Origin of the sequence: Proteus hauseri, assembly GCF_040139125.1 — a bacterium.
Taxonomy (GTDB): domain Bacteria; phylum Pseudomonadota; class Gammaproteobacteria; order Enterobacterales; family Enterobacteriaceae; genus Proteus; species Proteus hauseri_B.
The window spans coordinates 257,662-283,196 of record NZ_JBEEUB010000002.1 but is presented as its reverse complement, the minus strand read 5'-3'; the positions used below and the strand labels follow the sequence as shown (position 1 = coordinate 283,196).

The 25,535-nt window shown below is 39.0% G+C and carries 23 protein-coding genes; 2 read left to right on the top strand and 21 right to left on the bottom strand.

The window, feature by feature from the left end:
- Positions 1-115: 115 nt before the first annotated feature.
- The 6 genes from ABN099_RS04300 to ABN099_RS04275 all read right to left on the bottom strand — a co-directional run bounded on the left by ABN099_RS04300 (position 116) and on the right by ABN099_RS04275 (position 6,718).
- Positions 116-442: a type II toxin-antitoxin system RelE/ParE family toxin gene (locus ABN099_RS04300; protein ID WP_349462457.1), complete on the bottom strand. Its 327-nt coding sequence runs from the start codon at positions 440-442 to the stop codon at positions 116-118.
- Complete coding sequence (locus ABN099_RS04295) at positions 417-647, bottom strand: ParD-like family protein (RefSeq protein ID WP_004245167.1); 231 nt, start codon at positions 645-647, stop codon at positions 417-419. Before ABN099_RS04295 ends, ABN099_RS04300 begins: the two co-directional genes overlap by 26 nt.
- A gap of 327 nt (positions 648-974) precedes the next feature.
- Positions 975-2,597, bottom strand: coding sequence for a bifunctional metallophosphatase/5'-nucleotidase (locus tag ABN099_RS04290; protein ID WP_349462456.1), 1,623 nt, complete (start codon positions 2,595-2,597; stop codon positions 975-977).
- 19 nt (positions 2,598-2,616) lie between these two features.
- The gene (locus ABN099_RS04285) at positions 2,617-3,393 is read right to left on the bottom strand and encodes a ribonuclease T2 family protein (RefSeq protein ID WP_349462455.1); all 777 of its coding nucleotides are present in this window, start codon (positions 3,391-3,393) and stop codon (positions 2,617-2,619) included.
- Positions 3,394-3,477: 84 nt separating this feature from the next.
- Entirely contained in the window at positions 3,478-5,433 is a 1,956-nt protein-coding gene (locus tag ABN099_RS04280; protein WP_349462454.1) for a bifunctional 2',3'-cyclic-nucleotide 2'-phosphodiesterase/3'-nucleotidase, read from the bottom strand.
- Positions 5,434-5,524: 91 nt separating this feature from the next.
- Positions 5,525-6,718 carry a porin gene (locus tag ABN099_RS04275; RefSeq protein ID WP_349462453.1) on the bottom strand — a complete coding sequence of 398 codons (1,194 nt, stop codon included), beginning with the start codon at positions 6,716-6,718 and terminating at the stop codon, positions 5,525-5,527.
- A gap of 1,363 nt (positions 6,719-8,081) precedes the next feature.
- Here ABN099_RS04275 and rdgC point away from each other — a divergent pair.
- Complete coding sequence (rdgC, locus tag ABN099_RS04270) at positions 8,082-8,990, top strand: recombination-associated protein RdgC (RefSeq protein ID WP_349462452.1); 909 nt, start codon at positions 8,082-8,084, stop codon at positions 8,988-8,990.
- 225 nt (positions 8,991-9,215) lie between these two features.
- On the opposite strand, the gene ABN099_RS04265 is transcribed toward rdgC, so the two are convergent.
- On the bottom strand, positions 9,216-9,917 hold the full coding sequence (locus ABN099_RS04265; protein WP_349462451.1) for a DAPG hydrolase family protein: 702 nt from the start codon (positions 9,915-9,917) through the stop codon (positions 9,216-9,218).
- Between the two features lie 93 nt (positions 9,918-10,010).
- Between ABN099_RS04265 and ABN099_RS04260 the strand changes: the two genes are divergently transcribed.
- Positions 10,011-10,649, top strand: a complete 639-nt coding sequence (locus tag ABN099_RS04260; RefSeq protein WP_349462450.1) for a TetR/AcrR family transcriptional regulator — start codon at positions 10,011-10,013, stop codon at positions 10,647-10,649.
- Between the two features lie 74 nt (positions 10,650-10,723).
- Here the strand turns inward: ABN099_RS04260 and yedF are convergent, their stop codons facing one another.
- From yedF to exbB, 14 genes are all read right to left on the bottom strand, one after another.
- Complete coding sequence (yedF, locus tag ABN099_RS04255; protein WP_064718982.1) at positions 10,724-10,966, bottom strand: sulfurtransferase-like selenium metabolism protein YedF; 243 nt, start codon at positions 10,964-10,966, stop codon at positions 10,724-10,726.
- Entirely contained in the window at positions 10,963-12,189 is a 1,227-nt protein-coding gene (gene yedE / locus ABN099_RS04250) for a selenium metabolism membrane protein YedE/FdhT (RefSeq protein WP_349462449.1), read from the bottom strand. Before yedE ends, yedF begins: the two co-directional genes overlap by 4 nt.
- Before the next feature lie 209 nt (positions 12,190-12,398).
- Positions 12,399-13,418: a hydrogenase expression/formation protein HypE gene (hypE, locus tag ABN099_RS04245; RefSeq protein ID WP_349462448.1), complete on the bottom strand. Its 1,020-nt coding sequence runs from the start codon at positions 13,416-13,418 to the stop codon at positions 12,399-12,401.
- Complete coding sequence (gene hypD / locus ABN099_RS04240; protein WP_349462718.1) at positions 13,415-14,551, bottom strand: hydrogenase formation protein HypD; 1,137 nt, start codon at positions 14,549-14,551, stop codon at positions 13,415-13,417. The genes hypE and hypD overlap by 4 nt, the downstream gene beginning before the upstream one ends.
- On the bottom strand, positions 14,538-14,804 hold the full coding sequence (gene hybG / locus ABN099_RS04235; RefSeq protein ID WP_349462447.1) for a hydrogenase maturation factor HybG: 267 nt from the start codon (positions 14,802-14,804) through the stop codon (positions 14,538-14,540). The genes hypD and hybG overlap by 14 nt, the downstream gene beginning before the upstream one ends.
- Positions 14,795-16,024, bottom strand: coding sequence for a hydrogenase nickel incorporation protein HypB (gene hypB, locus ABN099_RS04230; RefSeq protein ID WP_349462446.1), 1,230 nt, complete (start codon positions 16,022-16,024; stop codon positions 14,795-14,797). The genes hybG and hypB overlap by 10 nt, the downstream gene beginning before the upstream one ends.
- Positions 16,025-16,085: 61 nt before the next feature.
- Positions 16,086-16,586 (bottom strand): hydrogenase-2 assembly chaperone, encoded by a 501-nt coding sequence (hybE, locus tag ABN099_RS04225; protein ID WP_349462445.1) that lies wholly within the window; start codon positions 16,584-16,586, stop codon positions 16,086-16,088.
- Positions 16,583-17,071: a HyaD/HybD family hydrogenase maturation endopeptidase gene (locus ABN099_RS04220; RefSeq protein WP_349462444.1), complete on the bottom strand. Its 489-nt coding sequence runs from the start codon at positions 17,069-17,071 to the stop codon at positions 16,583-16,585. The genes hybE and ABN099_RS04220 overlap by 4 nt, the downstream gene beginning before the upstream one ends.
- Positions 17,071-18,774: a hydrogenase 2 large subunit gene (gene hybC, locus ABN099_RS04215; protein ID WP_349462443.1), complete on the bottom strand. Its 1,704-nt coding sequence runs from the start codon at positions 18,772-18,774 to the stop codon at positions 17,071-17,073. The genes ABN099_RS04220 and hybC overlap by 1 nt, the downstream gene beginning before the upstream one ends.
- Positions 18,771-19,952, bottom strand: a complete 1,182-nt coding sequence (hybB, locus tag ABN099_RS04210; protein WP_349462442.1) for a Ni/Fe-hydrogenase cytochrome b subunit — start codon at positions 19,950-19,952, stop codon at positions 18,771-18,773. Before hybB ends, hybC begins: the two co-directional genes overlap by 4 nt.
- Entirely contained in the window at positions 19,939-20,952 is a 1,014-nt protein-coding gene (hybA, locus tag ABN099_RS04205) for a hydrogenase 2 operon protein HybA (protein WP_349462441.1), read from the bottom strand. The genes hybB and hybA overlap by 14 nt, the downstream gene beginning before the upstream one ends.
- Positions 20,949-22,073 carry a hydrogenase 2 small subunit gene (gene hybO, locus ABN099_RS04200; RefSeq protein ID WP_349462440.1) on the bottom strand — a complete coding sequence of 375 codons (1,125 nt, stop codon included), beginning with the start codon at positions 22,071-22,073 and terminating at the stop codon, positions 20,949-20,951. Before hybO ends, hybA begins: the two co-directional genes overlap by 4 nt.
- Before the next feature lie 1,921 nt (positions 22,074-23,994).
- Positions 23,995-24,423: a TonB system transport protein ExbD gene (gene exbD / locus ABN099_RS04195; protein ID WP_349462439.1), complete on the bottom strand. Its 429-nt coding sequence runs from the start codon at positions 24,421-24,423 to the stop codon at positions 23,995-23,997.
- A gap of 6 nt (positions 24,424-24,429) precedes the next feature.
- Positions 24,430-25,443, bottom strand: coding sequence for a tonB-system energizer ExbB (exbB, locus tag ABN099_RS04190; protein WP_349462438.1), 1,014 nt, complete (start codon positions 25,441-25,443; stop codon positions 24,430-24,432).
- Positions 25,444-25,535 lie beyond the last annotated feature (92 nt).

Below are 25,535 nucleotides of genomic sequence, written 5' to 3'. Positions count from 1 at the left end.
TAAATTACCCTACAGCATTACCCTCTTTACTTTCATTCCTTTGCCCACAGCCACTGTGGGCTTTTTTTATTACATGCTCACAAAACAAGAGTGGTGACCTTATGCCACCACCCTCTTATGATTTAATCCGTTTCAGATCGGTCTTTCGCTGTTTTTTCTGAGCATCATAGAAATTTTCATGGGATCCTATATGCAGTAGATACAGCTCAACTTTGTTAGCTACCCATGAATAACCTAGTAGTACAATTGATTCATTAAGCCTAAATTTGTGAACTCTAAGGTGAGCAAGATCGCCTTTTTTCTGTTCTCCAATCAATGGATTATCAATTATTTGATCAATTTCATCTTCAATAATTTTCACATCTGATTCAGGCAACTTTTTCATTGCCTTTTCAAATCGAGCTGACTGGTAAACATCAATCTCTTTTTGTGGTTCGGACATATCGAGAAACCTTTTTGTTTTCGACTTCCGCCTGTGCCAGTAACAATTCTTCGATAAAGCTATATGGCAGATCAGGGTTATCTTCAGCTATACGCCCTATTTTAGCCCAGTGCTCAATTTGTTTAGGAACACTTCTGCTTTTCGCTTCCGCATGAATTTTAGCATCAGACACAAAGTCTTCATCTAATCTTACGGAAATAGCCATTACTTACACTCCAAGCCTCACGGCAGTTATAACTTTAGAACTTGATAACATTAAAACGTTATAAGTTTAGATCTTTAGAATGACGACAAAATGCAATCTTTTGTCGCTAAACAATACAATACACCACAAATTATTCCTTGTAAAGGCGTTGACTCTTATGTTTATTCCCCCACATTTGCGAATAAAAAGCATAAAAAAAGAGCAAAGTGCGCAATGAATACAAAGGTAGGGATGGACCCTTTGTGTTCAACACTTTGCTCTCTTTATTTAGTTACGCACCTCTTAACGAGTAAGAGGTGCGATTTTCACAAGGCGTATGAAAATACCTTATTTGCGTGTGATGTTATTTGCTTTTGGTTGAGCAATTGGTGACTGTTCTGCAAAGTATTTCACTACTGCATCAACGTCTGGCACGCTATAAACTGGATCTTTACCTTCTTTCAATACTGAGAAGTTACTACCACCCGTTGCTAAGTATTCATTAGCAACAACACGGTAATTCGCTTTCATATCAACTGGCTTACCATCAATTCTCATTGATTCAGCGATAACACGGTTGCCATTAGGCGCTTTGCTATCCCATGTGTATTGGAAGTTACCTGAAATCGCTAACACTTGTGGACGTGAACGATCCCACTGTTGTTCTAGCAGACGTTTAATTTGTTCACCGGTTAACGTTTGAGTTAACAGTACGTTAGAGAACGGCTGTACAGTGTAGATTGCGTTATAAGAAACGTCACCACCTGTCATATCAGCACGAATACCACCGCCATTCATCAATCCGATTTGTGCGCCACCCATATCTTTTGGTTTTGCAGTGTACAGATGTGCATCAGCGATAACTTGACCTAAACCAGACTCACCTGCGTCGTTAGATTGCTTCGTTAAATTACCTTCTAACTTACCAATAATACGGTTAGCTAATGGGGTAGCAATTTTTTCGTAAGCTTCTAACAGTTTAGTGATTGCGGGATCTTTTTCGTATTTACGGTTATCAACCCAAACGTTTCTTGCTTCAATGTTAACAACGTCTTTGGTTGTTTTATCTAATTTCAGGTCGATACGTGTCAACATTGCACCATTTGATTGTGCAGATGTGACTGATCTACCATTGATAGTACAGTTGTAAGCCTGATGAGTGTGACCCGTTACAACGAAATCAATCGCTGGATCTAATTGCTCAACAACACCTAAGACTTTACCTGTAATACCATTACATGCGTTGATATTAACTGGACCACCATCACGACGCTGCGCTGCACCTTCGTGAATTAACACACCAATCGCTTGAACACCCTTCGCTTTTAACTCAGGTACCAATGCGTTGATGGTTTTAGCTTCGTTATGGAAACTTAAACCTTCGGTTCCTTTAGGCGTTACGATAGCTGCTGTGCCTTCTAAGGTTAAACCGATGAAAGCCACTGGAATGCCATTAAACTCTTTGATGACATATTCAGGGAACAGTGTTTTACCTGTTTCGTTAACAATTACGTTAGCTGCCAGATATTGGAAATCAGCACCTTTAAATTCAGTTGGACCTTGGCAACCCGTTACTGGGTGGCAACCACCATTTTGCTTACGCAGTAATTCGCCCATGCCTTTATCGAATTCATGGTTACCAACTGAAGTCGCTTCCAATCCCGCTAATGATAATGCTTGGATTGAAGGTTCATCGTGGAACATAGAAGATAACAGTGGGCTTGCACCAACCATATCACCCGCTGCAACAACGATGTTGTTAGGGTTTTCTTTTTGCATTTCTTTAATTAATGTTGCCATATGCTCGATGCCACCAGGTTTGTTTGGACCTGGCGCTTTAAGCGCACCATGGAAGTCGTTCATTGCAATAACACGAACGTCAACAACATTAGCTTCGTCGTAATTCTTTGCACAACCTGCTAATAAGACTGAGCTTACTGCTAGTGCAACGAGTTTATATTTATGGTTCATTTAAGTTTTATCCCTAAGATCAAAATTCACGTTTCGGACAATCAATTACTTCGAAATCTTTGCTATAACAGATATAGAATTCATCTCGATTAATTTGAATTTCCTTATCCTTCAATGATGGGTTGTGTTCTTTTAGGAACTTGATCAACTCACTATTTGAAGGACGGCCTTCTGGTAGTACTAACGCATCAAATAACGCTTGTTGCTGACCAAAGAATGCATCAGGAGTATCAAACGCACAGACACCGTGTTTTTCCCACTCGCCTTGTAACAGATCAATACCCGGAGATGAGCACAGATAAGGTTTGATAACTGAATATTCTAATGGCGCTAAATCGCCTTTACATAAACGAGGATGCTTGCGTATATCTTTCCAATCGCGGCATTCGTCCCATGATTTACCATCACAGGTTTCAGCCCACAGCCCATGAACAATCCAGCCAAATTTGTTGTCAGAGAAACACTGGATTTCAAATTTATCAAACTCACGTTTTGCACGATCTTTTTCGTTATCGTTATTTAGACGTTTAATATTGTTACTTTTGTAATCGCAAAAAGCAGGAGAGTAGTTAATCGCCAGCTTAAAATAATCTGTTGATGCAGTGCTGTTTTGACCATAACGATCATTCGAAGCAATGTAGTCGTAAGGTGCTGTCGGTGCAGCAGGTAATACGCAAGATACGCCTTCAACTAACTTAGCTTGAGGTTTTAGCGGTTCTGTTATTTCAGGTGCTTGCGTTACACAACCAGCAAGAATTAAAGCAAATGCAGCGGGTAGTAGCTTCATAAAGCGCATAAGAATCCCTTAGAGAGTATTTAGCCCACTCTTTTGGTTCAAAATGTTAGGAAAACCTGCCCGAATGGGCAGGTATCTATCGGCTTATTTTTTTGCTGTCAGATCGATTTTATAAATTGCAAAACCAATTTCGTCATTTTCAACGAAAGTCATCGGATACTGAGCAAAATCTTTAATAAATGCAGCCGCTTTTTCACTTGGAGAAGTTTCAAAACGAATATCTAACGCTTTATCAGTCTTAATTGGTAAGAAAGACCAGTTGTTAGCCGCTTTCGTTGCGACTTCACCTTTTTCTTTAGTCTCTTTCGCAATGTAAGACGCTAAAATAGCGCGGTTTTCATCTGGAGATGCAAACGCAATGTTGCTTTCACCTGTTCCTGCAAATTTACCGCCGTATCCACGGTAGTTATTTGTCGCAACTAAGAATGTTGCTTTAGGATCGATAGGTTTGCCTTCATAAGTTACTTCTTTAATACGATTTGCATCTTTATTAACGACTTGGCAATCAACGTCGTATTTAGCTGGTTGAGTTACGTCAACTTTATAATTCACACCACTAATGGTGTCAAAGTTATAAGTACGGAAACCATCCCAGTTGATCAGCTCTTGTGGCTTCGTTGAGTTAACATCAACTTGATTCCACATGCCAGCTGAACACTCTAACCACTCAATAACATCAGCACCCGTTGCTTTAACAACCACTAATGTATTTGGATACAGGTATAAGTCAGCAGCGTTACGGAATGTCAGGTCACCTTTTTCAACTTCTACGAAGTCTGCTGGTGCGTTTTTACGACCACCGGCTTTAAATGGCGCAGCTGCACCTAATACTGGCAGTCCATCTAAGTTAGGATCGCCTTGAATAAAGTGTTTGGTGTAATCAACTTGTGCATCATTAACGATTTGTACAGTTGGGTCGCTTTGCACTAATGCAAGGAAGCTGTACATGTTAGCAGACGCTTTACCAATGTGTTTGCCCACGAAATCGCGAGTACCTTGGTGTGCTTTCTCGATGATTTGCGCTAATTCAGCATCACGTTCTACTAATGCTTTTTTGTTCGCTTTATCAAAGATAGGACGTGCTTCACCTGTTGCTTGTGTCATCACCCATTTACCGCTGTCGTTATTGATAACCATATCAACGACACCTAAGTGATCACCCCATTGACCAGGCATAACAGCTGGAACGCCATTTACAGTACCTTTAGCCGTATCAACGCCTTTAATACCTTCAAACTCTTTGCTTGGGAATACGCCATGAGCGTGACCAAACATAATTGCGTTGATGCCTTCAACTTCACTCAGATAATACACTGAGTTTTCAGCCATTGCTTTGTAAGGTTCAGAAGCAAAACCAGAATGAGGAATAGCCACAATCAGGTCCGCACCCTCTTTTTTCATTTGAGGGACGAATTTTCTCGCTGTTTCGGTAATATCATTAACAACGACCTTACCATCCAGATTGGCTTTATCCCAGATTAGGATCTGTGGTGGTACAAAGCCGATATAACCAATCTTGATAGTGTGTTCTTTGCCATCACGATCTTTTACTGGTGTATCTACAATGATATAAGGTGTGAAATAGTTTTCGCCTGTTTTCGCATCAAGAATGTTGGCATTGATGTAAGGGAACTTCGCACCAGCGATAGCTTTTTTCAGGTAATCAAGACCATAGTTAAATTCATGGTTACCAAAGTTACCTACGGTATAACCCATTGTGTTCATCAGCTGATGTGCAGGATGGGATTCCCCTTTTTCGATACCTTTAGCTGCCTGATAGTCAGCCAGCGGGCTTCCTTGGATCAAGTCACCGTTATCAACTAAAACCGCATTAGTTACTTCAGCTTTTGCTGCTTTAATTAAGTTAGCAGTACGGACATAACCAAACTGTTCTGTTGGTTTGTCTTTGAAGTAGTCAAAGTCGATTAAGTTACTGTGAACATCAGAAGTCTCCATAATACGGAGATCAACTGTCGCAGCATTCACATTGAATGCGACAAACATTGCTAATGTTGAAATCTTCAACACATTCTTAACCATTACACACCCCTTATATATTGGTTAACAGGAGAGCAATATCGCTCTCCTTTCGTTTTATCTACTTCTGTCAAACCGACATTGTTTGGCAAGACTAGAAGTACAGACGCATACCTGTTTCGAAGATATACTGTTTTTTATCTTCATATTTCGGGTTTTCGCTACGTGCATCATCATATGCAACTTCAGCGAATAAACGTAAGTTGTTGTATTTAGATACCGCAAAACGTTTATCTACACCCATAGTATAGGTTTCTTTTTTGTAGTTGAAAGTGTTGGCATCGCCATCACGCAGGTAGTAACCCGCATACATACCACTCTCAATACGGTCCCAGTGCCATTTTACACCAACACCATATAGATCAGCTTTCCAATCACCTTTAACTGAGTTCCAGCCACGTGGCGCTTGGTTTGAATACAATGCTAAGCCTGGGTTTTTACCACGAGATTGACCATAGTCTAAACCGATAGAGAATTCACGACCTGGGAAGAAGTATTCCGCACCAAAAGCTAAAATACTGTTTTCAGGTGTTTTATCTTTATTTGGTCCAGTATTGTTTGCTTCACCTTTGGCAGCTGAGTAACCTGCATCAAACTCTAAGCCGAAAGTTGATTTATAGAAACCAACTAATGAGTAAGCACGAGTGATATCACCTGCAACACGGCGACCATCTTCACCAGTTTTACCTGTAACAGTACCCGCTAATTTAAAGCCTTCATAACGGTTAGTTTCTAAGAAAATGGTTTGTGGTAAACGGGTCATAAAGTTGTTTTTACCAACACCATTCGTATTTACATATTTACCATTAACGCTAGTTTCACCACCAGAATAACCTACGGAACGACCTAATACATCGCTAAAGTAGAATACACCGGTATTACCATAGCCGTAGCTTGATTTTTTAACCCAGTCAATTGGGATGTAAGTACGACCAAATTGGATTTGACCATAATCACGATGAGAGAAACCGACATAACCCACACGGTTGTACATTTCAAAGTTTGATTTAGGGTTGTCACTGTTCGTTTTTTGCGTGTCTGAACCCCACTCTAATTTACCAAATACTTTGATATCGTTAGTCAGTTCGTGTGAACCGAAGAAACCGATACGGCTACCATCATCATTCATTTTCATTTCATGATTTTGGCTGGTCACTTGTGTTTTTAAACGGAACTGACCATTTACATCAAAACGTGTACCTTTATCGTTATACACGTTTACTGCGTTTGCTGACCCAGAAAGAACCAGTAAACCAACCAATGCTGCTAAAGGCTTCAAGCTTTTCATGATTAAAATACCCATCTATTTTCTATAGTTTTATGACTTTCTTTAAGGTTAAAAAGAATACCGCCGTAATTTAATTAACCTGTAATTCAGACAAAAAGATCCCTGCCACGAATTTCGAAAAAGAAAATCGCTCTCACAATCGATAATTTTTATGACTACTAATTATTACTCTACTTTTACTCTACTTATTACTCTATAAATCTTCTTAAGGGTTTTAATTTCTTGACACAGACGTAATCACCATTAAGACGTAAAAATAACGTCCTCATATATATTTAAATAAGGGCATTGCTTTTATTTCTGTCTGAAAATGAATTACATCATTGAGTTTTCGCTGGCATGTTACTCAAAAAAAAGCCTAACTTTCGTGATGCAGCCCACAATTACACCAACATACGTTTTCATGGTTACATACCTAAGTGATAATCATCACATTAAAGAGTAAAGATACGTGTTTTTTGAACTTAATCAACTTTTTCAAAATTACTATTTTTAGTTTTTCTTTTATATTTCATCTCGTTATAGCATTCTTTTTTTTGCCAATAAAAAATTTATCCTCTCCTTTAATATATTTAAAAGGAAGTATTAATTTTAACCACTAAATAAATAACACTAAAGGTTTAAATATTATTATTCTGAATTAATAATTTTTTATCTTTATATTCATTTCTTATTTAAATAAAAACAAAGTCGAATTTAAATACAATTTCACTGGTGGTAACGAATAACAACTGCTCATTAAAAGAATAAATAACTAAAAATTCCAACAAAGAAAGCATAATAACGAGATTCAATTACAATATCTAATCAATACGTAAAAGTAACCAAAAAAGCCAAGGAAACATTACAAAAGCTAAACTATAACCATGGTGAATATAAAAAGGCGATTTGTGCGATTATTACTGTATTTGGAAAATAAATATTCAAATTTGTGATCAGTATCACTATAAGATTAATGAAAAATCACCTGTTATATTTTCCTAATTTTGTGATATCAATCACACACAAGCGTCAAGAAGATTTTTGTTTTGTAAATTACTACTGGGATAATTCAGAAAATCATTTCATATTATGAATAAAAAATAGTAATAAAAAGAAAAAATGTGACAGTTATCACATAACAAGTTGTGCTAAAAATATAACTATTTCATTATTAATATTCTTAATTAATTTAAACCAAGTACGAATGCCTATCATTTTCATAAAGTAGTTTTACTAATTATTCGTTTCAGCTTTCCTTAGATTTTCTTAGGTTTTCTATTAAATAATCAAATCAGTCTTTTCTTTTCAGGCATATTACCTTTTAGATACCCCAAACATTCAGTATCATATCGATGTTAATTATGATTAAGGGGAATGTCAGATGCTGTGGTTTAAAAATATTTTGGTCTATCGCTTAAATAAAGAGATAGCACTGTCAATGGATGAGTTAGAACAACAGCTTGCTTCATTGGCATTCACTCCTTGCAGTAGCCAAGATATGACAAGGACAGGTTGGGTTTCACCTATGGGTGATAGAGGCGATGCGTTTATTCATGTTGCCGGCAAACACGTTATGTTGTGTGCACGAAAAGAAGACAAAATTTTACCCGCTACTGTTATAAAGCAAGCTGTACAAGATAAAATAGAAAAACTTGAAGGCGAGCAAGGTCGTAAACTGAAAAAAACCGAAAAAGCCACACTAAAAGATGAAGTGGTTCATACCCTACTTCCTCGTGCTTTCAGTAAATTTAGTCAAACCTTTCTATGGATAGATTTAGAAAAGCAGCTAATCATCGTGGATTCTGGTAGTGCAAAACGTGCTGAAGATAACTTAGCACTGTTGCGTAAAACCCTTGGTTCTTTGCCCGTTGTTCCTTTAAATTTCAATGAATCTGTTGAACTTAAAATGACAGAATGGGTACGCTCTGGTGAATTACCAGCAGGTTTCTCATTAATGGATGAAGCCGAGTTAAAAGCAGTATTAGAAGAAGGCGGTGTTATTCGCTGTAAAAAACAAGCGCTGGTTTCTGATGAAATCGCAACACATATTGAAGCAGGTAAATTTGTCACTAAACTCTCTATTGACTGGGAAGAGCGTCTACAATTTATGCTTTGTGACGATGGTTCAATAAAACGCATTAAGTTTAGCGAAACCCTACGTGAGCAAAATGATGATATTGATAAAGCTGATTTTGCCCAACGTTTTGATGCCGACTTTATTTTAATGACTGGCGAACTCCGTGCTTTAATTGAACGCGTTACTGAAGTCCTCGGTGGCGAAGCAGAGTAATCTGCGCATAAAATCACGGGTAGATCAGCCAATTTGCCGACTACCCGCCATTAACTTTCACACCTTCACTCTTTTAATTTTTTTATCCTCACAAATACTCTAAATAATTCAAGGTGTAGCTAGGCGGCAAGTGAATGAATCGCTAGGAGCATACAATAGTATGTGACTAGTGCGAATAAACGCAGCCAACAACGCTACAACTTGAAGTATGACGAGTATTGAGTATCACCAAGGCAATGCGCCTTTTTCTCCATTAGCATGCTCACCATAATAGAGTGAAGGCAGAAAACGAGAAAGATAAGTAAATTCATTATAACAGTGCTGTAGTAACCCAAAGCCAATTTCATCGGGTAACTCTGTTAACGGATCTGCCAGTGAGTGCCCTAAATAAAAACGGCTTCTTAATACACATCCCCAATCGGTATCTCGCGTTAAATGCACCATTTTTCCATCAGTTGGATCGCCATTTTCATCTATTTTTATATGTTCTCCAAATCCAATAGTGGCACAAACTGCTGCTGAAAGCGCACCAGAATCATAGGCTTGCTCAAGCATTGAGTTATCAAAGAAATCTTTTGCATCATGAAATTTAAGTTGTGCTCCAACTGGTGGAATATCCCCTAAAGATTCAACCGCTTTTATCGATGCACCAATGTAGTTTTTCCCTTTAATCCATTTATCATCCCAGCCATTATGAGCGACATGATCATGTGGATGCCACCAGCGAATATGTTGTGATGTTTCAAAAAAGGTAAACCACCACTCTAGCATCTTCCCTTTACAGCCATGTAAATCGGTACGTACTGCAACCGTCAAATGCCCAGCCTCATCCCTTTCAATTCCCATTTCTAAGCGTAATGGCGCGGGTGATAAAAGTTCATTAATGTCATTTAAAGCCCAAGGTAAATGCAGTGTTTGTTGTTTCATTGTATATTTCACCTTCAATTAAGAAACTAATTTAGTTTCCTAATTGTTTTATGCCTAAAGAGTGATAAAATCAATAAAAAAAGAGGGACTCTAATGACCGATAGCAAGATTAATCAAAAACGAGGACGTCCTGCTCGCCCTGAGCAAGAAATACGCCAAGAAATTTTTCAAGCCACCTTAAGCTTGCTTTTCCAACAAGGCTATAGCGCTACAACAGTGGATGATATTGCTAAACAAGCAGGAATGGCGAAAAAAACACTCTATCGATTTATTACCGATAAAGAGGATTTAGTTGAGCAAATTGTATTGTCATGGACTGACCATTTTATTGAAGTATTTCATGTTGATGCTAATGATTTTGATCAGTTTACAGTGCTGCTATCACACCATTTAGATTGTATGACGCAAACGGTACTTAATCGTGATGCAGTGGGATTATTTAAATTGTTGCAACAAACATTTCCTAGCCGAGAAATTTTGCTAGAAAAATACCAACGTAGCGGTATTTTACGCGGGCGTGAACTATTAACCCAGTGGCTAGAACGACAAGAGAAAAAAGGTATTATCGCCCATTACCATTATGCCTCGTTAAGTGACCTTCTTCTGGCAATGGTGATCGCAGAGCCTTTACGCCAAATAGCGTTAGGAATTATTCCCCCAGCCCCTCAATCTGATTTTACGCCTCGCATTCAGCAGGCTGTTGCATTAGTTTTACCTGTATTAAGACCTTAAGATTATCCATAAAAAAACAGCAAGTAAGGCGTAATAACTCACTCGCTGTCTTTTAATAATAGGTGTAACAGAGGTTATTTTTGAATTAAATAACGAATTGTTGGACCATCTTGCTGAATATCTAATACGGTATAACCGTAATTTTTAGCATCAAGAGGGATATTATTAATGGATTGTGGGCAATCACTTACCACTTCCAAAATTTCACCTTTCTTAAGTGATGGCATTGCTTCTAGTGTCGCCACCGCAGGATAAGGGCAAGGTTCACCCACCATATCAAGACGATAATCAGGGATTATAGTGCTTTTTTCGCTCATGCTATTTCCTTATTAATCGGTGTAGAGATTGATTGTGCCTGTTGCGCTTTTTTGCGGAAAAAGTGTTTTTCCCACCACAGTAACAACACAAATGACAGACCCAGCATAAGATAAGTCACCATTAACCCACCTACTGGTCCAAAAGTATCAAGAAGGTTTATTTTGTCGTAATCTGTTGCCAAGACCGCTGAAAAATCATCCCAATAATACGCCAACAAAGTAGAGCCAATAACGTTGCCTAAACCCACCCACCAAAAGTGAATTTGTCCTTCAACTGCACGATACATCCAACCCGTTTCACAACCACCCGCAAGCACAATACCAAAGCCAAACAGTAAGCCACCAACAACAGCATTTGGTCCAGCCCACATAATTTTAGGTGCTGCACCTAATTGAACATAACTAAAAATACCCACAGCACTGACAGCCATACCGATGATAATCGCTTTTGCCATATGGGTTCTGCCTGTTATCCATAGATCACGGAATGCAGAGGTAAAACAGATTTGTGCACGTTCGATTAAGATCCCAAAACCAATCCCACCCAACATAGCAAAACCCAGTTTTGGCGAATCAAAGAGAATAATTAATGACCATGCAATCATGGCAAAAAAGATAACCATTCCCAGTCTAAAGCGACGTTTTGCGCGCTGTTTATCCTGAGTTAATGGCGATGCTTGGCTCACTTTTTGTAATTTAACCGGAATACGGAAAATCGGCATAAGTGAAAGTTTGGCACCAAAATAGGAACCAATTGCGGTTGCAACGGCGAAAAACCACGCATGAAGCGAGAATTGAGGAATACCCGTAAAGAAAGCAGCAAGGTTACACCCCATTGCCAATCGAGCACCAAATCCGGCAATAATACCGCCTAACACAGCCTGAAGAATACGGATTTTATGTTGAGGATGGCGGAGTTTGACGTTATTAGCCCAAAGTGCAGCCATAATACATCCACCGAACATTCCAATAATCATCACACCATCAATTCGTGTTAATGGCGTTCCTTCAAGACCGATGATTTTAAAATAACCCCATTCCTCAGGGTGAGCGCCAAACCACTGCATAACGTGACCACCCCAGCGAGTAAACTCACCCGTGACAGCCCAGAATGTGCCGGTTAAACCAAAGTAGTAAGTTGAAATGATACCTGCCGCAATAACAGCTGGAAGAGGCTTCCAAAAACGGATCAGGTATTGAGATTTAAATTCTGACCAAGACATGTTTTTTCCTAGAGCTAACCTCTACGAGAGACCCTCTCCACGCAGTAGGATTGGCCGAACATGTTACTCCAATAATTTTTTTATCAAAGAGTCAGTATTCAGATAAATGAGACAAATTTGCGTTATAACAAATTTTTTGTCACAGGCAGGTAACTTATCCCACTTATAAATCTTGCTATTATATCAATCTATAAGTGGGAAATAAGTCATTAACAGATACGAGGAAGTGGCTCGTTATAAGGTAGGTCAAGAATACGGCTAGTACCGAAAATACCCGTTAAACGAATATAGTTATCCGTTGTGACTTCACCAATTGAACAGGCATCTTTACCTAATGGATGTTGATGTAACGCGGCTAATACTTGCGCTTGCGCTTCAGGTGAAACCACTAATACAATTTTACCTTCATTGGCAAAATTAAGTGCTTCTAACCCTAAGAGTTCACACACACCACGTACTGATTGCTTCATAGGAAGTGCTTTTTCATGCACATTCATACCACAACCACTCGCTTGTGCAAATTCATGCAAAATTGCGGTTACACCACCACGAGTTGCATCACGTAGCGCTTTAATTCCTTCAATATTACGCAAAGGTGCGATCATTGGCTCAAGTACCGCACAATCACTTTGTAGATCCGCTTCAAGACCTAAGTTTTCACGTAAATTAAGGATTGTTGCACCGTGATCCCCAATAGTGCCACTGACTAAGATCTTATCACCAGCTTTAATGTTTGATGCCGCCCAATTAATTTTAGTTGGGATCACACCAATGCCAGCTGTATTAATAAAGATCTTATCCGCTGCACCACGAGGCACAACTTTAGTATCACCAGTCACAATTTGAATACCCGCTTGTTTAGCGGCATTTGCCATTGCTGTTACCAGTGTTTCTAATGTCTCAAAAGGCAGACCTTCTTCAAGGATAAACCCACAAGAGAGATAGCGAGGAACCGCACCACCAACAGAGAGATCATTTGCTGTACCACACACCGATAGCTTACCAATATTTCCACCAGGGAAAATTATCGGATCAATTACATAGCTATCAGTACTAAAGGCTAAACGATCACCTAAAGTTGTCAGATCACTTAACGAAATACGTGCCTGATCTTCTTTTTCATTGAGTAACGGATTATCGAAAGCCTTTAAAAAAAGACCTTCGATAAGTTGTTGCATCCCTTGCCCACCATTTCCTTGAGCTAAGGTTATTTCATCAGGTTGTTTCATATATTACCTTCGCGGCGATACTGATAATAAGCCGCACATGCACCTTCTGAAGAGACCATTAATGCACCTAACGCAGTTTCAGGCGTACAACTTTTACCAAATAGTGGACAATCCGATGGTTTGCATCGTCCAGTTAATACATCGCCACAACGAGATTGCGGATTATCAGCAACTTTTTGTGGTGCTGGCATAAAGCGTAATTCAGCATCAAACTGCGCATAAGCAGGTGTAAGTTGAATGCCTGACATAGGAATTTCACCCAATCCACGCCATTCACTGGTTTCTTTCAGCATAAAGACTTCTTGCAGTGCTTTTTGAGCAAGCTTGTTGCCTTCATTAGGAACTATGCGACTATATTGATTTTCAATACTTAAAACGTAATTTGCATTTTCTGCTTTAGCTTTAAGTTGTTTAATGACCATCAGTATAGCTTGTAATAAGTCTAATGGTTCAAATCCTGTTACCACAAAAGGCTTTTCAAATTCGTCACATAGCGGTTGATAAGGTGTACAACCAATCACCATGCTCACATGCCCAGGGGCAATAAAACCATCAATCCGAACATCATCTTGTTCTAACAAGCAACGTAATGTCGGTACGATAGTAATATGCTGACAAAACAGCGAAAAGTTTGTAAGTCCACGCAATTTTGCTTGTTGCAGTGTCATTGCGGTACTTGGCATTGTGGTTTCAAAGCCAAGACCAAAAAAGACCACTTGTTTATCCGGATTTTCTTGCGCGATTTTTAATGAATCGAGTGGTGAGTAAACAATACGAATATCAGAACCGCGACGACGGGCATCAAGCATTGAGCCATTACGTCCCGGCACTCGCATTGCATCACCAAAGGTACAAAAAATAACCCCGGGACGAGCCGCTATTTCTAAACAAGCATCAATTCGTCCCATTGGTAATACACAAACGGGGCAACCGGGACCATGAACAAATTCAATTTCTTCAGGTAATAAGCGGTCTAATCCAAATTTGAAAATTGCATGGGTATGCCCACCACACACTTCCATAATCTGTAATGGGCGTGTAATAGGATGAGGCCATTGTGAGATAGTCTCCCGAATTTGTACTAACAGCGCTTTGGCTAATTCAGGATCACGGAATTCATCAACGTACTGCATCATCAGCCTCTTCAAGGGTGACACCATAGACATGTTTTAGCGCTTCAAGGGTATCTTGAGCTTCTTGCTCATCAAGAATACTCATGGCAAAACCAACATGAATAAGAACCCATTTACCTAATAGCTCTTCTGGTTCACCTTCGCAAACCATTGAAATATTAACCGCGCGCTTAACACCACTCACTTCAGCCCAAGCGAGTTGGTGGACGTCTTCGCCCACCTCAACAATTTTAGCTGGAACACCTAAGCACATAAACGACTCTCCAGCCAAGCCAGCCACTCTTCCATGCCTTCACCTGTGGTTGCAGATAACGCAATGATTTGAATATCTGGATTAACTTGACGAGCAGATTCAATACAAGCATTGATATCGATATTTAAGTAAGGTACTAAATCGATTTTATTGATTATCATTAAATCAGCTGCTGCAAACATATGCGGGTATTTCAGTGGCTTATCTTCACCTTCAGTGACCGAAAGGATAGCGACTTTATGTCTTTCACCAAGGTCAAAACTCGCAGGACAAACTAAGTTACCGACGTTTTCAATAAACAGTACGCTGTTATCTTGTAATCCCAATTGGTGAGTTGCATCATGCACCATTTGCGCATCAAGATGACAACCTTTACCTGTATTCACTTGAATTGCAGGCACACCAGTTGCACGAATGCGATCGGCATCATTGGTTGTTTGTTGGTCACCTTCAATAACCGCACAAGCTACTCTTTGCGCTAACTGTTTTAAAGTTTGCGTCAGTAATGTGGTTTTTCCAGAGCCTGGGCTTGAGACTAAATTCAGTGCCAGCACATTTTGTTTTTCAAAATGTTCACGGTTATGTACAGCGATACGGTTATTTTTATCCAGTACATCCATCTCAATTTTTAACATACGTTTCTGGCTAATACCGGGAGCATGCGTTCCTGCTTCGCCTTGACCATAGTGCATATTTTGATTTTCAATAACTGGACTAAATTTATCTTCATGCTCATGCGTATGGTCATGATCGTGGCTATGCTCATGATCGTGACTATGACTGTGTTCATGGTTGTGTCCATGAGCGTGATCATGCCCATGATGATCGTGCTCATGGTGATCGTGGTGATCGTCATGTCCATGATGATGTTCATGGAAAGCTTGGGGTTCATTAGACTGTGCGTCGCTATGAAAATGAAGATGCACATCGCCACTGTTATGATAATAGTGATGATGAACAATGATAGGCTGACCATTGGTTTCGTAGTTATGCTTATGCTTTTGTTCAGACTTATCAATATATTTATGAACGATATTTGCTGGAGCAGCGTCGTGTTCATGATGGTGATGATCGTGACCATGATGATGATCGTGATCGTGGTGATGACCTTGGTCGTGATGATCATGGTCATGAGAATGATGATGGTGGTGTCCGTGTGAATGAGGCTCTTGACCTTCTATTCTCACATTGCCTTCGCCACAACCGCAAGTGCTACACATATTCTGACTCCTGACTATTCAATAAGAAGAATTTGACTCTGTGTCGCGTAAAATTTCTACCCTATGATCTTAACTGACCACGGAAAAGAGAACGACGACTTAAATCAACTTCTGTTACGGATTGAGTCTGAACAGGAAGAGAAAGTGCCATTTTTACACTATTTTCTGCCAACTCAACCGCCTGCTCACCTTTTAAATGACGATCAAGAGGCGACATTAATGAACAAGCAAGATATTGAATACCACCAGCAAGTTCACCAACCACAAATTTAACTTGACCACAAGGCAGTTCTAACGCAATTCGTTCACCCACTTTGCGTCGAGGCCACTCTTGTGAAGGTCCTGGCAATACCACTAATTCCAACATCCAAGGTGTAAGAACGGTACCAATCCATTGCTTTTCAAATAATGAAAAACTACCTGCTTTAACCGGAACACCCTCTCTAAAAAAAGGTAGATTTTTCATCTCTTTTTCTGCAACTTCGCAAAAAAAAGCTTCCAGTTGTTCAATAGGTGGTGTGTCAAACCCCATGATATCCCAGCTTAATTCTAGTTCACTCATGCGGTTACCTCTTTTGGTGTTACAACAACACCATATTCACGTAAAATGTTCACAACGTGCTCTAACGCAATTTCCATTGACTGATTGCCGATTTCAGAAAGCGACATACTTGGCTCTAAAGATGCAGGCTCAATACCGACTAAAATCAGTTTACGCGGAAACTCATCGGTCATACGTAGTGCCATCAATACATCAGATAAGCCTAGTTGATGAGGGGAAATTTTTTGAGTAAATAGTGCGGGCACATCATCATCATGCAAAATGAAGATACTACCAGGTTCATGATTACTTCTTACTGCATCAGCAACAATCAGTAAGTCTCTTGCTGCGATATCTTGCAAGATTTCCATACCGGATGTGCCACCATCTATAACATCGACGTTCTCTGGTAAAGAGAAGCGCTCTTCGAGCGCTTCTACTATACGAACACCAATGCCTTCATCGCTTAGTAATAAATTACCAATACCTAAGACAAGAATTCGCATTACAATACCTTCACCTTACTCAGTTCTTTACCGGTCAAATCAACCATATGTACTGCACACGCCATACATGGGTCGAATGAGTGGATTGTTCTAACAACTTCCAATGGTTTTTTCGGATCAGCAACAGGTGTGCCAACCAGAGATAACTCATATGGACCCGGCTCATCATTAAAGTTACGAGGACCCGCATTCCATGTAGAAGGAACAACTGCCTGATAGTTAGTGATTTTACCGTCTTTAAACACAATCCAGTGAGATAACATACCGCGAGAGGCTTCTTCAAAACCAACACCACGATATTCTTTACCTGGTTCAAACTCTGGTTTAATAAATGCAGCGGTATCACCACGACCAATATTATCTACCAGTGCTTGCCACAGTTGAGCAAGAGACTCTTGTAACACACAAGCATGGACAGTACGTCCAATAATGCGTCCCCAAGTTGACTCTAACTGTTCTGTCACTAAGGTTTCGTTAGTTAACTGAGTATAGATTTTGTTGATATCGTTATAGTGTTTAACAGTACCTTCATGCTTGCCTGCTAAGCCACATACCAACCATGCTAATGTGCCAACTTCAACAGGTTTACCATAGAATGTTGGTGATTTAACCCATGAGTATTTGTTGTTCTCATCCCAACCAGTATATTTAGGACGAGTTAAACCTTCCCATGGTTTCAGTGGTTCATCATCTTCATACCATGCGTGTTTACCACTCTCTTCAATACCGTCTTTCAGGTTCTGATCTTTCCAGTCTTTAATTGGGCGATAAGTAGAGAAATCAATCCCTTCCATATAACCACCAGAAAGTAAGAACTCTGTGTTATTACCATTAACTGGTAATTCTGGTACGGATAAATAGTAGTTAGCACCTTTACCAATTTTTAACCACTCAGGATAATAAGCAGCGAAAATTGCGGTATCTACTTTATAAACTTGGTTAACGAAATCACCCAGTTTATCGATGAAGCTTTTCACGTACATTAAACGTTCTAAGTTAAGTACGTTTGGCGCATCAAGGTTAATTGGGTTAGCAACACCACCCACAGCCAAGTTTTGGATATGAGGTGTTTTACCGCCAAGAATAGCCACGATACGGTTAGCATCACGCTGACATTCTAGTGCTTGCAGGTAGTGAGCAACAGCAATCAGGTTCACTTCTGGTGGCAATTTCATTGCCGAGTGACCCCAATAACCATTGGCGAAAATACCTAATTGACCGCTATCTACTAAGCCTTGGATTTTTTTCTGTACTTTTCTGAACTCTTCGGCAGAGTTCAGATGCCATTCAGAAACACCTTTTAGCATTGCAGATGCTTTTTCAGGATCAGCTTGTAAAGCTGAAGTGATATCAACCCAGTCCATCGCTGATAATTGATAGAAGTGGACGATATGGTCATGAATAATATGCGAGCCGAGAATTAAGTTACGGATATACTGCGCATTCACAGGAATATCCATCCCTAAAGCATCTTCGACTGCACGTACTGAGGCAATGGCGTGAACTGTCGTACAAACACCACAAATACGTTGCACGATAATCCATGCATCACGAGGATCGCTTCCTTTTAGGATCTCCTCCATTCCGCGCCACATGGTACCGGAAGACCAAGCCTTAACAACTTTTCCGTTATCAATTTCACAATCGACGCGTAAATGCCCTTCAATACGGGTAATAGGATCAATAGTAATGCGTTGGCTCATGATTTAACCTCAGCCTTTTTTAATTGTATATTTGAGTCTGTTTGTGCAGGTAAAACCGGCAGTAAACGGATAATAAGAATGTAAGCTGTTACTTCAAATGCAACGAAACCAATAGAAATCAGCAATTCACTTGCTGTTGGGAAATAGTGGTAACCATTGCCTGGATTGTAAGCAACTAAAGAATAGTTCATACGCCACATTGCTGCACCGATTAAGATAAATACAGCACAGACAAACAACATTTTTGGACTACGGCGATTATTATTTAAATGCATCAAAATAAGAGGAAGTAATAATAATGCACTTTCAGCAATGAATAACCACGAGAACATATCCCCATTTCCGATATAACTCAGTTTATCGTGCCAAATAATTTCACCCCAGCGACATACCAAGAAAGCAATCAGTAACACTTCGATCACGCGAGTTAACTTGGTAAATAGTGGTGTTTCATCATCATTCATGGTGCGACTTGCTTTTAGCAAAGAACCTTCAAAAATAACGATAGTGAAACCAAGGAGAAAGGCGGTTAACAGAGAAAACAGTGGTAACATCTCATACGATTGCCATAGTGGATGTACTTTCCAACCCGCAGAAATCATCAATGAACCCATTGAAGATTGGTGCATCGTTGGCAGTAAAGCACCAAGACCAATAATAAAGAACATCGCTTTGTTTAGTCGTTTCAGAGACACTTTCCAACCAATACGTTCAAGTAACGCGGGTAGGAATTCTAATGCCATCACCATAATATAGATGGTCATACAGGTCGCTGTTTCAAACAAAACAGAGTTAACGTTAAAGTACTGAGGCATAAAGAAGTGAGGCATGTTCCAGTAACGACCGATATCGATGGCGATAGATAAACCACCTAACGAGTAACCGAACAAGCTCGCTAACAATGCAGGACGCACTAATGGGTGAAACTCACCTTTATTAAAGACGTAAACAGCCCATGCAAGTGCCCAACCACCACATGCAAAACCTGTTCCTATCAATAAGTCAAAAGCAATCCAAATACCCCAAGGATATCCCCCATTTAAGTCAGAGACATCGCCAAGGCCCAATACCAAACGCTTACCAATAAGAATAAAACCGAGCACAGCAAGCGGAAGGAAAACTCTCACTGCGAGAGTAAATAACTTACCGCCAAGTGGACGAGGATCATGACTCGACATCGTTATCCTCCTTGTGGTGTTCCTGCTCTTGTTTTTTACTATTACGGTTAACCAAATAGGTGATCCCTGCAAGGGCAGCTATTGGTAATACCATGCCTTTATAAAGCGTATGTTGAATGTGTTCAGAGCGAGCGCCTGTTGATAACGGATCAACTTCTGGCATCCCTAATTTTTCAAAAGGAACCGCAGAAAGCACCATTACCTGAGTACCACCACCTTCAAACTCACCATAAATATGATCCTGATATTCAGGAATATTATGTAGGTAAGTATCGCCACCACTAATGGTTTGACGAGGATAATGATATTCATCACCTGCTTTTTTCGCTAAACGACGTTTAGCTTCTTCTAGCAGCTCTTCACGAGTACCGAAAATGACAGCACCAGTAGGACAAACTTCAACACAACCCGGTAATAAACCTTTATCTAAACGCTCTACACCTTTTTGGTTGCAGAGTTCACATTTATAAAGTTTACCGAAAGGATCGTCGTAGTCATATTTAGGAATATTATAAGGACATCCCACCATGCAATAACGACAACCTGTACAAATATCTGCGTGATAATGAACAATACCGGTTTTTGGATCTTTGGTTAATGCAGAAACAGGACAAACAGAAACGCAGTTTGCATCAACACAATGCATACATTGTTTCTTAATAAAGGCATAACCGTTTTCAAGTTGGTCTTTATTCTCACCTGTACCATCACGCCAAATCTGGATAATGTTATTTGTGTAAGGACTTAGCTTGTCATTGTTTGACCAAATCGGATCACCATTAGCGTAAGTATCCCCACGCTCCATTGGCTCCGGGTGATTAATTTCCTGACATTTAGTGACACATGCTTGACAGCCTACGCAAAGCGTAGAGTCGTAGAGCATACCGAGAGACCCAGGAATTGGGGGACGGTTCTGCGCCGCAGCATGACTCACAGTGGGTGCCATTCCCGCAAGAAGAACCCCACCTGATGCCAGCTTAAAGAAATGACGCCTATTCACCGTTTATCCTCCTGTGAGGCTCCTGTGGCATTTTTGTCACGGCCTAATTGACGCACAGCCATCACACTCACACCAGCAACAGCACCTACAACTGCACCCAGTAAACCTGCGGCACCATAGGATACACCGCCACCTTCTTTCTCGTTCACATCAGGAACTTGTGCTTTTGGTGTTGGTTGATAAACATTCGCTAATTGGAAAATACCTTTAGTAAAGCCGATACCTTCTTCGTTACAACCATAGCAAGGGTGACCAATACCGACAGGCCAAATACCCCCACCAATATCACAGAATTCTAATGTTGGGCAGTTACCGTAAGTCTCAGGTCCTTTACAGCCTAAATGGTATAAACACCAACCTTGGCGGTGACCTTCATCACCAAATTCTTTAGCAAAACGCCCCGCATCAAAATGAGGACGACGTTCACAGTTTTCGTGGATCAGACGTTCATAAGCGAAAAGCGGTCTGTTTTTGCTATCTAACTTAGGCAAAGAATTGAAAGTAATAATATGAGCAACAGTTGCTAAGAAGTTATGTGGGTTTGGTGGACATCCTGGAATATTAATAACCGTTTTACCCGGTAAAATTGCTTCCAGTGATTTCGCGCCAGTTGGGTTACCACCAGTAGCAGGTACACCACCCCAAGCAGAACATGAACCAATAGCAATAATCGCAGCAGCGCCTTCAGCCGCTTCTTTGATATGCTCTAAAATTGGTTTTCCAGCGACCATACAGTAAATACCGCCATCTTTGTCTGGGATTGACCCATCAACAACGAGAACATATTTACCTTTATATTTCTCCATCGCATTATGCTTATTCTCTTCAGCTTGATCACCAAAAGCTGCAGAAAGCACTTCGTGATATTCGAGTGCGATAACATCAAGAACGAGGTTTTCTAAGGTTGGGTGAGTCGCACGTAATAAAGACTCAGTACAACCAGTACACTCTTGCGCGCCAATCCAAATAACAGGTGGGCGCTCTGATGATGCCATTGCTTCAGACATTTCTGCGGCAGCTTTGCCGCTTAATCCCATGGTAGCTGACAACGCAGCACACAATTTCATGAAATCGCGTCGGTTAATACCATGATGGGAAAAAACATTATTCCCCAAGGCCATATATCTCTCCTGATATGATGATTTTTAATTGGAATAATTTTAAAACACCGCCTTTTTAACACTCCGTCATAATAATGACTTGATCATTATCAATCGATAATTCATTAAAAAATAAATTATTCTTTTATGTGAGTAAAAACGTTTCAGCAATATAAGGTTCAACGTGTATTTTTTATATATTTCGTTATTTTAAAAATAAAAATTAGCTATATAATAATGATAAAAGAAATGGAAATAATTATCATTATCGCAAATAATCGTAAGCCAATGCTTTTTAACTCACATTAAATCAATGAGATACAAATAAGACAAAAAACAACCAACTTTTAAGACAATATATTTAAAATAATACAAAAATATTAATTAAATATTTTCATATTCCATTAAAGATTATTCAAATTAAATATAAACTTATTCCTTAATTATATTTATTACTCTTATTTTCATATTATCAACCTTTGTATTACATTATATATAATGTGATAAATTGCATTTTATAAACACTATATAGTCACATTAATATATTTAACTCCAAGTAATGCTCATCATAATTAGACCTACTTTCTCATTCTAGTTTATTTGTTAAACTAAAGACCTAAGATCACTTTTTAACCAAAAATTAACCTGTTTTTCTTATCATTTTTCATATGGTTATATATATATTCATTTTTGGAATAAGAATAATAACCATAAAAACTCGCTATAAAATTAATGATATAGCGATAAATGTAGCGCTATCACTAGAAACATCATCCACTATTACTAATTAATAATTAGATGTAATAATTACATATAGTTATTTTATAACATATCGGTTTTATAACAGAATTTATCTAAAAAAAATTTTAGGTTAAAATTTTGTAGCATTTGTGGATAAAAAACGTCCATTAATTATGGCTAAACAGCCCATATTTATCTCATAATCATTTTTTGTAAAAATAGATAAAAGAAGTGGTCATAAATCTAAAAATTCAGGGCCCTACAAAGGCACTATCATGTTAATAATTTGTAGTGTATGTAGATAAAAGCTGCCAATAAACTTTACTAAAGCGCTTCCCAGTACCAGCATTGAGGCTCATCAAAAAGAAAGATTGAGCCTGAAATAACCAGCAAAAAGAAAAAACACAGGAAAATAAAAAATAAAAAAGCCATAACACAAAAGTGCTATGGCTTTTAAATTTATTAAAATAATAAAATGCTATGTGTAGCTCTCTGCCTTTCACGTTTTATTTTACTTATCTCTTATGGTAAATAAGAGACAGCTTAATAAGTAAAAAATTCTACTTATCAGAAATTGGAATGACTGAAAACAACGGTCTACCTGGTGCAATAAAAAATAAGTTACCAAAGGTGGTTAACTTAGATAATAAACAAATTGGGCGTATTAATATATTACAAAATATTTCATTCTGTAACATGTGTGCATTATATCCAATAAGAATTTTTGCGCAAGTTTTTTTGCACCTAAATCAAATTAATATAAAACATTATAATTCATAAGGTTATAGATTAATTCACTTTAAAATCCAAAATACTAATGAAATAAAAAGTGAAAAAAAATGAATAGTTAATGAATACTAATGTTGTTTCAATGGAAGTAATCGTAACTACTTAGTGTTAATTGATTCAGCTTACAATTACCCAATCAGTTTAATTAATTAATAAGCCCTAAATTTAACCTGCATATTATTAGTTACGCTTAACACTAAAGCTAAATTTTATTCTATCGCAATTTTCGATTTAAATTAATAACGGTAAAAATAGATAAATCATCCTGTTAATTTAATCAGATAAATAAAGGCAAAATTGGAAAAAGACAATAAAAAAAGCACCCTATTCATTATTACCTAATGAATAAAGTGCTTCTTTTCAATAGAGTCAACTTAATCAGCGTTAATCAGCGCATATTATACGTTACTGATTAGCCATCCGCAGAGACTGTTTCCATACCCACAAGCCCAACTTTGAGGTAACCCGCCTTTCTTAACGAGTCCATTGCACTCATCAAAGTCTCATAATCAACGGTTTTATCTGCTTGGAAAAAGATAGTGGTATCTTTGTTTGCCTGAGTTAATGTGTCTAACACATTTGCTATCGTCTCATGCGTAACCATCTCTTCACCGATAAATATTTGTTTATCTGATTTAATCGTCAGATAAACGGGCTTTTCAGGACGAGGCTGCGGTTTTGCACTTGAAGCGGGCAAGTTTACTTTAATATCAACAGTTGCTAACGGTGCTGCGACCATAAAGATAATGAGTAGAACCAACATGACATCAATAAAAGGCGTCACATTGATATCATGCAATTCATTATCATCACCTGAATCATCACCAAGACGCATAGCCATAATTCATTACCTTGCTTTGCTGTTTTCAATATCTAAGTCACGGCTAACTAATGTGACAACCCCTGTTGCAATATCACCGATTTCACCGCGATATCCTGCAATCATACGAGCAAAAATATTATAAATAATAACGGCAGGAATAGCCGCGATAAGACCAATTGCTGTTGCCAATAAAGCTTCTGCAATACCAGGAGCAACAACCGCTAAGTTAGTTGTTTGAGAATGGGCAATACCAATAAAGCTATTCATAATACCCCAAACCGTACCAAATAGACCGATAAAAGGAGAAATTGCCCCTATTGTTGCAAGATATCCATTACCACGCCCTAATTCACGAGCAATTGCGGCAACACGACGTTCCATACGCATTTCAACACGTTCTTTAATACCGGCTGCAACTTTACTCTCTTTAGAATAATCGCGTTCTAAATCAGCATCGGTAAAGAAATCAGCACTTGCGCTTTTATTACCAAACGTTTTGCTTATGACTAAAGCATCGTCTAATGATTTAACATCTAATAATTGTGCAGTTTCATTTCTTAAACGACGACGCAGTGATAATAAGTAACTGCCTTTCGCGAAAAAGAGCGCCCAAGTCACAATAGATGCCAGTAATAAACCAATCATGACGCTTTTAACGACCAAATCGGCGTTACGATACATTCCCATAACAGAGAGATCTTCGGCAAAGCCACCACCAGCAACGATTTCTGGTTGCGCTTCTTGCGTTGTATTTTCTGTTACTAACGTTTCACTATTAGTATTTTCCGTTGTATTCACACCTTCAACTACTGGTGTTTCAGACCCGGTTGCTTTAATTTCACTGCCTGTTGCCGCAGTATTAGCCGTATTTTCTGTTGTAGTTGCTACGCTATTAGTAGTAGCAGTTCCCTGTGTAGAAGCTGTTGAAGAAACGGCAGCAGTAGTTGGCTGTTCAGTTGATGTGGCAGGTGTAGTATCCGCAAAAGCAGAGCCTGTCAGACCGATTGCCAATAGAATAGAAGCTGTCAAATTACGCATCAGTTGGCCTTTTACTCTCTTTTTATCTATTTATATATTCAGTAATGAAGGTTTTTGCTTCACTACTTACCCAATATCGTTCGCTTGCAATA

Bases quoted from the DNA above. Each gene is read 5' to 3' on its own strand.
- ABN099_RS04300 (WP_349462457.1), bottom strand. From the start codon at position 442: ATGTCCGAACCACAAAAAGAGATTGATGTTTACCAGTCAGCTCGATTT.
- ABN099_RS04295 (WP_004245167.1), bottom strand. From the start codon at position 647: ATGGCTATTTCCGTAAGATTAGATGAAGACTTTGTGTCTGATGCTAAA.
- ABN099_RS04290 (WP_349462456.1), bottom strand. From the start codon at position 2,597: ATGAACCATAAATATAAACTCGTTGCACTAGCAGTAAGCTCAGTCTTA.
- ABN099_RS04285 (WP_349462455.1), bottom strand. From the start codon at position 3,393: ATGCGCTTTATGAAGCTACTACCCGCTGCATTTGCTTTAATTCTTGCT.
- ABN099_RS04280 (WP_349462454.1), bottom strand. From the start codon at position 5,433: ATGGTTAAGAATGTGTTGAAGATTTCAACATTAGCAATGTTTGTCGCA.
- ABN099_RS04275 (WP_349462453.1), bottom strand. From the start codon at position 6,718: ATGAAAAGCTTGAAGCCTTTAGCAGCATTGGTTGGTTTACTGGTTCTT.
- rdgC (WP_349462452.1), top strand. From the start codon at position 8,082: ATGCTGTGGTTTAAAAATATTTTGGTCTATCGCTTAAATAAAGAGATA.
- ABN099_RS04265 (WP_349462451.1), bottom strand. From the start codon at position 9,917: ATGAAACAACAAACACTGCATTTACCTTGGGCTTTAAATGACATTAAT.
- ABN099_RS04260 (WP_349462450.1), top strand. From the start codon at position 10,011: ATGACCGATAGCAAGATTAATCAAAAACGAGGACGTCCTGCTCGCCCT.
- yedF (WP_064718982.1), bottom strand. From the start codon at position 10,966: ATGAGCGAAAAAAGCACTATAATCCCTGATTATCGTCTTGATATGGTG.
- yedE (WP_349462449.1), bottom strand. From the start codon at position 12,189: ATGTCTTGGTCAGAATTTAAATCTCAATACCTGATCCGTTTTTGGAAG.
- hypE (WP_349462448.1), bottom strand. From the start codon at position 13,418: ATGAAACAACCTGATGAAATAACCTTAGCTCAAGGAAATGGTGGGCAA.
- hypD (WP_349462718.1), bottom strand. From the start codon at position 14,551: ATGCAGTACGTTGATGAATTCCGTGATCCTGAATTAGCCAAAGCGCTG.
- hybG (WP_349462447.1), bottom strand. From the start codon at position 14,804: ATGTGCTTAGGTGTTCCAGCTAAAATTGTTGAGGTGGGCGAAGACGTC.
- hypB (WP_349462446.1), bottom strand. From the start codon at position 16,024: ATGTGTAGCACTTGCGGTTGTGGCGAAGGCAATGTGAGAATAGAAGGT.
- hybE (WP_349462445.1), bottom strand. From the start codon at position 16,586: ATGAGTGAACTAGAATTAAGCTGGGATATCATGGGGTTTGACACACCA.
- ABN099_RS04220 (WP_349462444.1), bottom strand. From the start codon at position 17,071: ATGCGAATTCTTGTCTTAGGTATTGGTAATTTATTACTAAGCGATGAA.
- hybC (WP_349462443.1), bottom strand. From the start codon at position 18,774: ATGAGCCAACGCATTACTATTGATCCTATTACCCGTATTGAAGGGCAT.
- hybB (WP_349462442.1), bottom strand. From the start codon at position 19,952: ATGTCGAGTCATGATCCTCGTCCACTTGGCGGTAAGTTATTTACTCTC.
- hybO (WP_349462440.1), bottom strand. From the start codon at position 22,073: ATGGCCTTGGGGAATAATGTTTTTTCCCATCATGGTATTAACCGACGC.
- exbD (WP_349462439.1), bottom strand. From the start codon at position 24,423: ATGGCTATGCGTCTTGGTGATGATTCAGGTGATGATAATGAATTGCAT.
- exbB (WP_349462438.1), bottom strand. From the start codon at position 25,443: ATGCGTAATTTGACAGCTTCTATTCTATTGGCAATCGGTCTGACAGGC.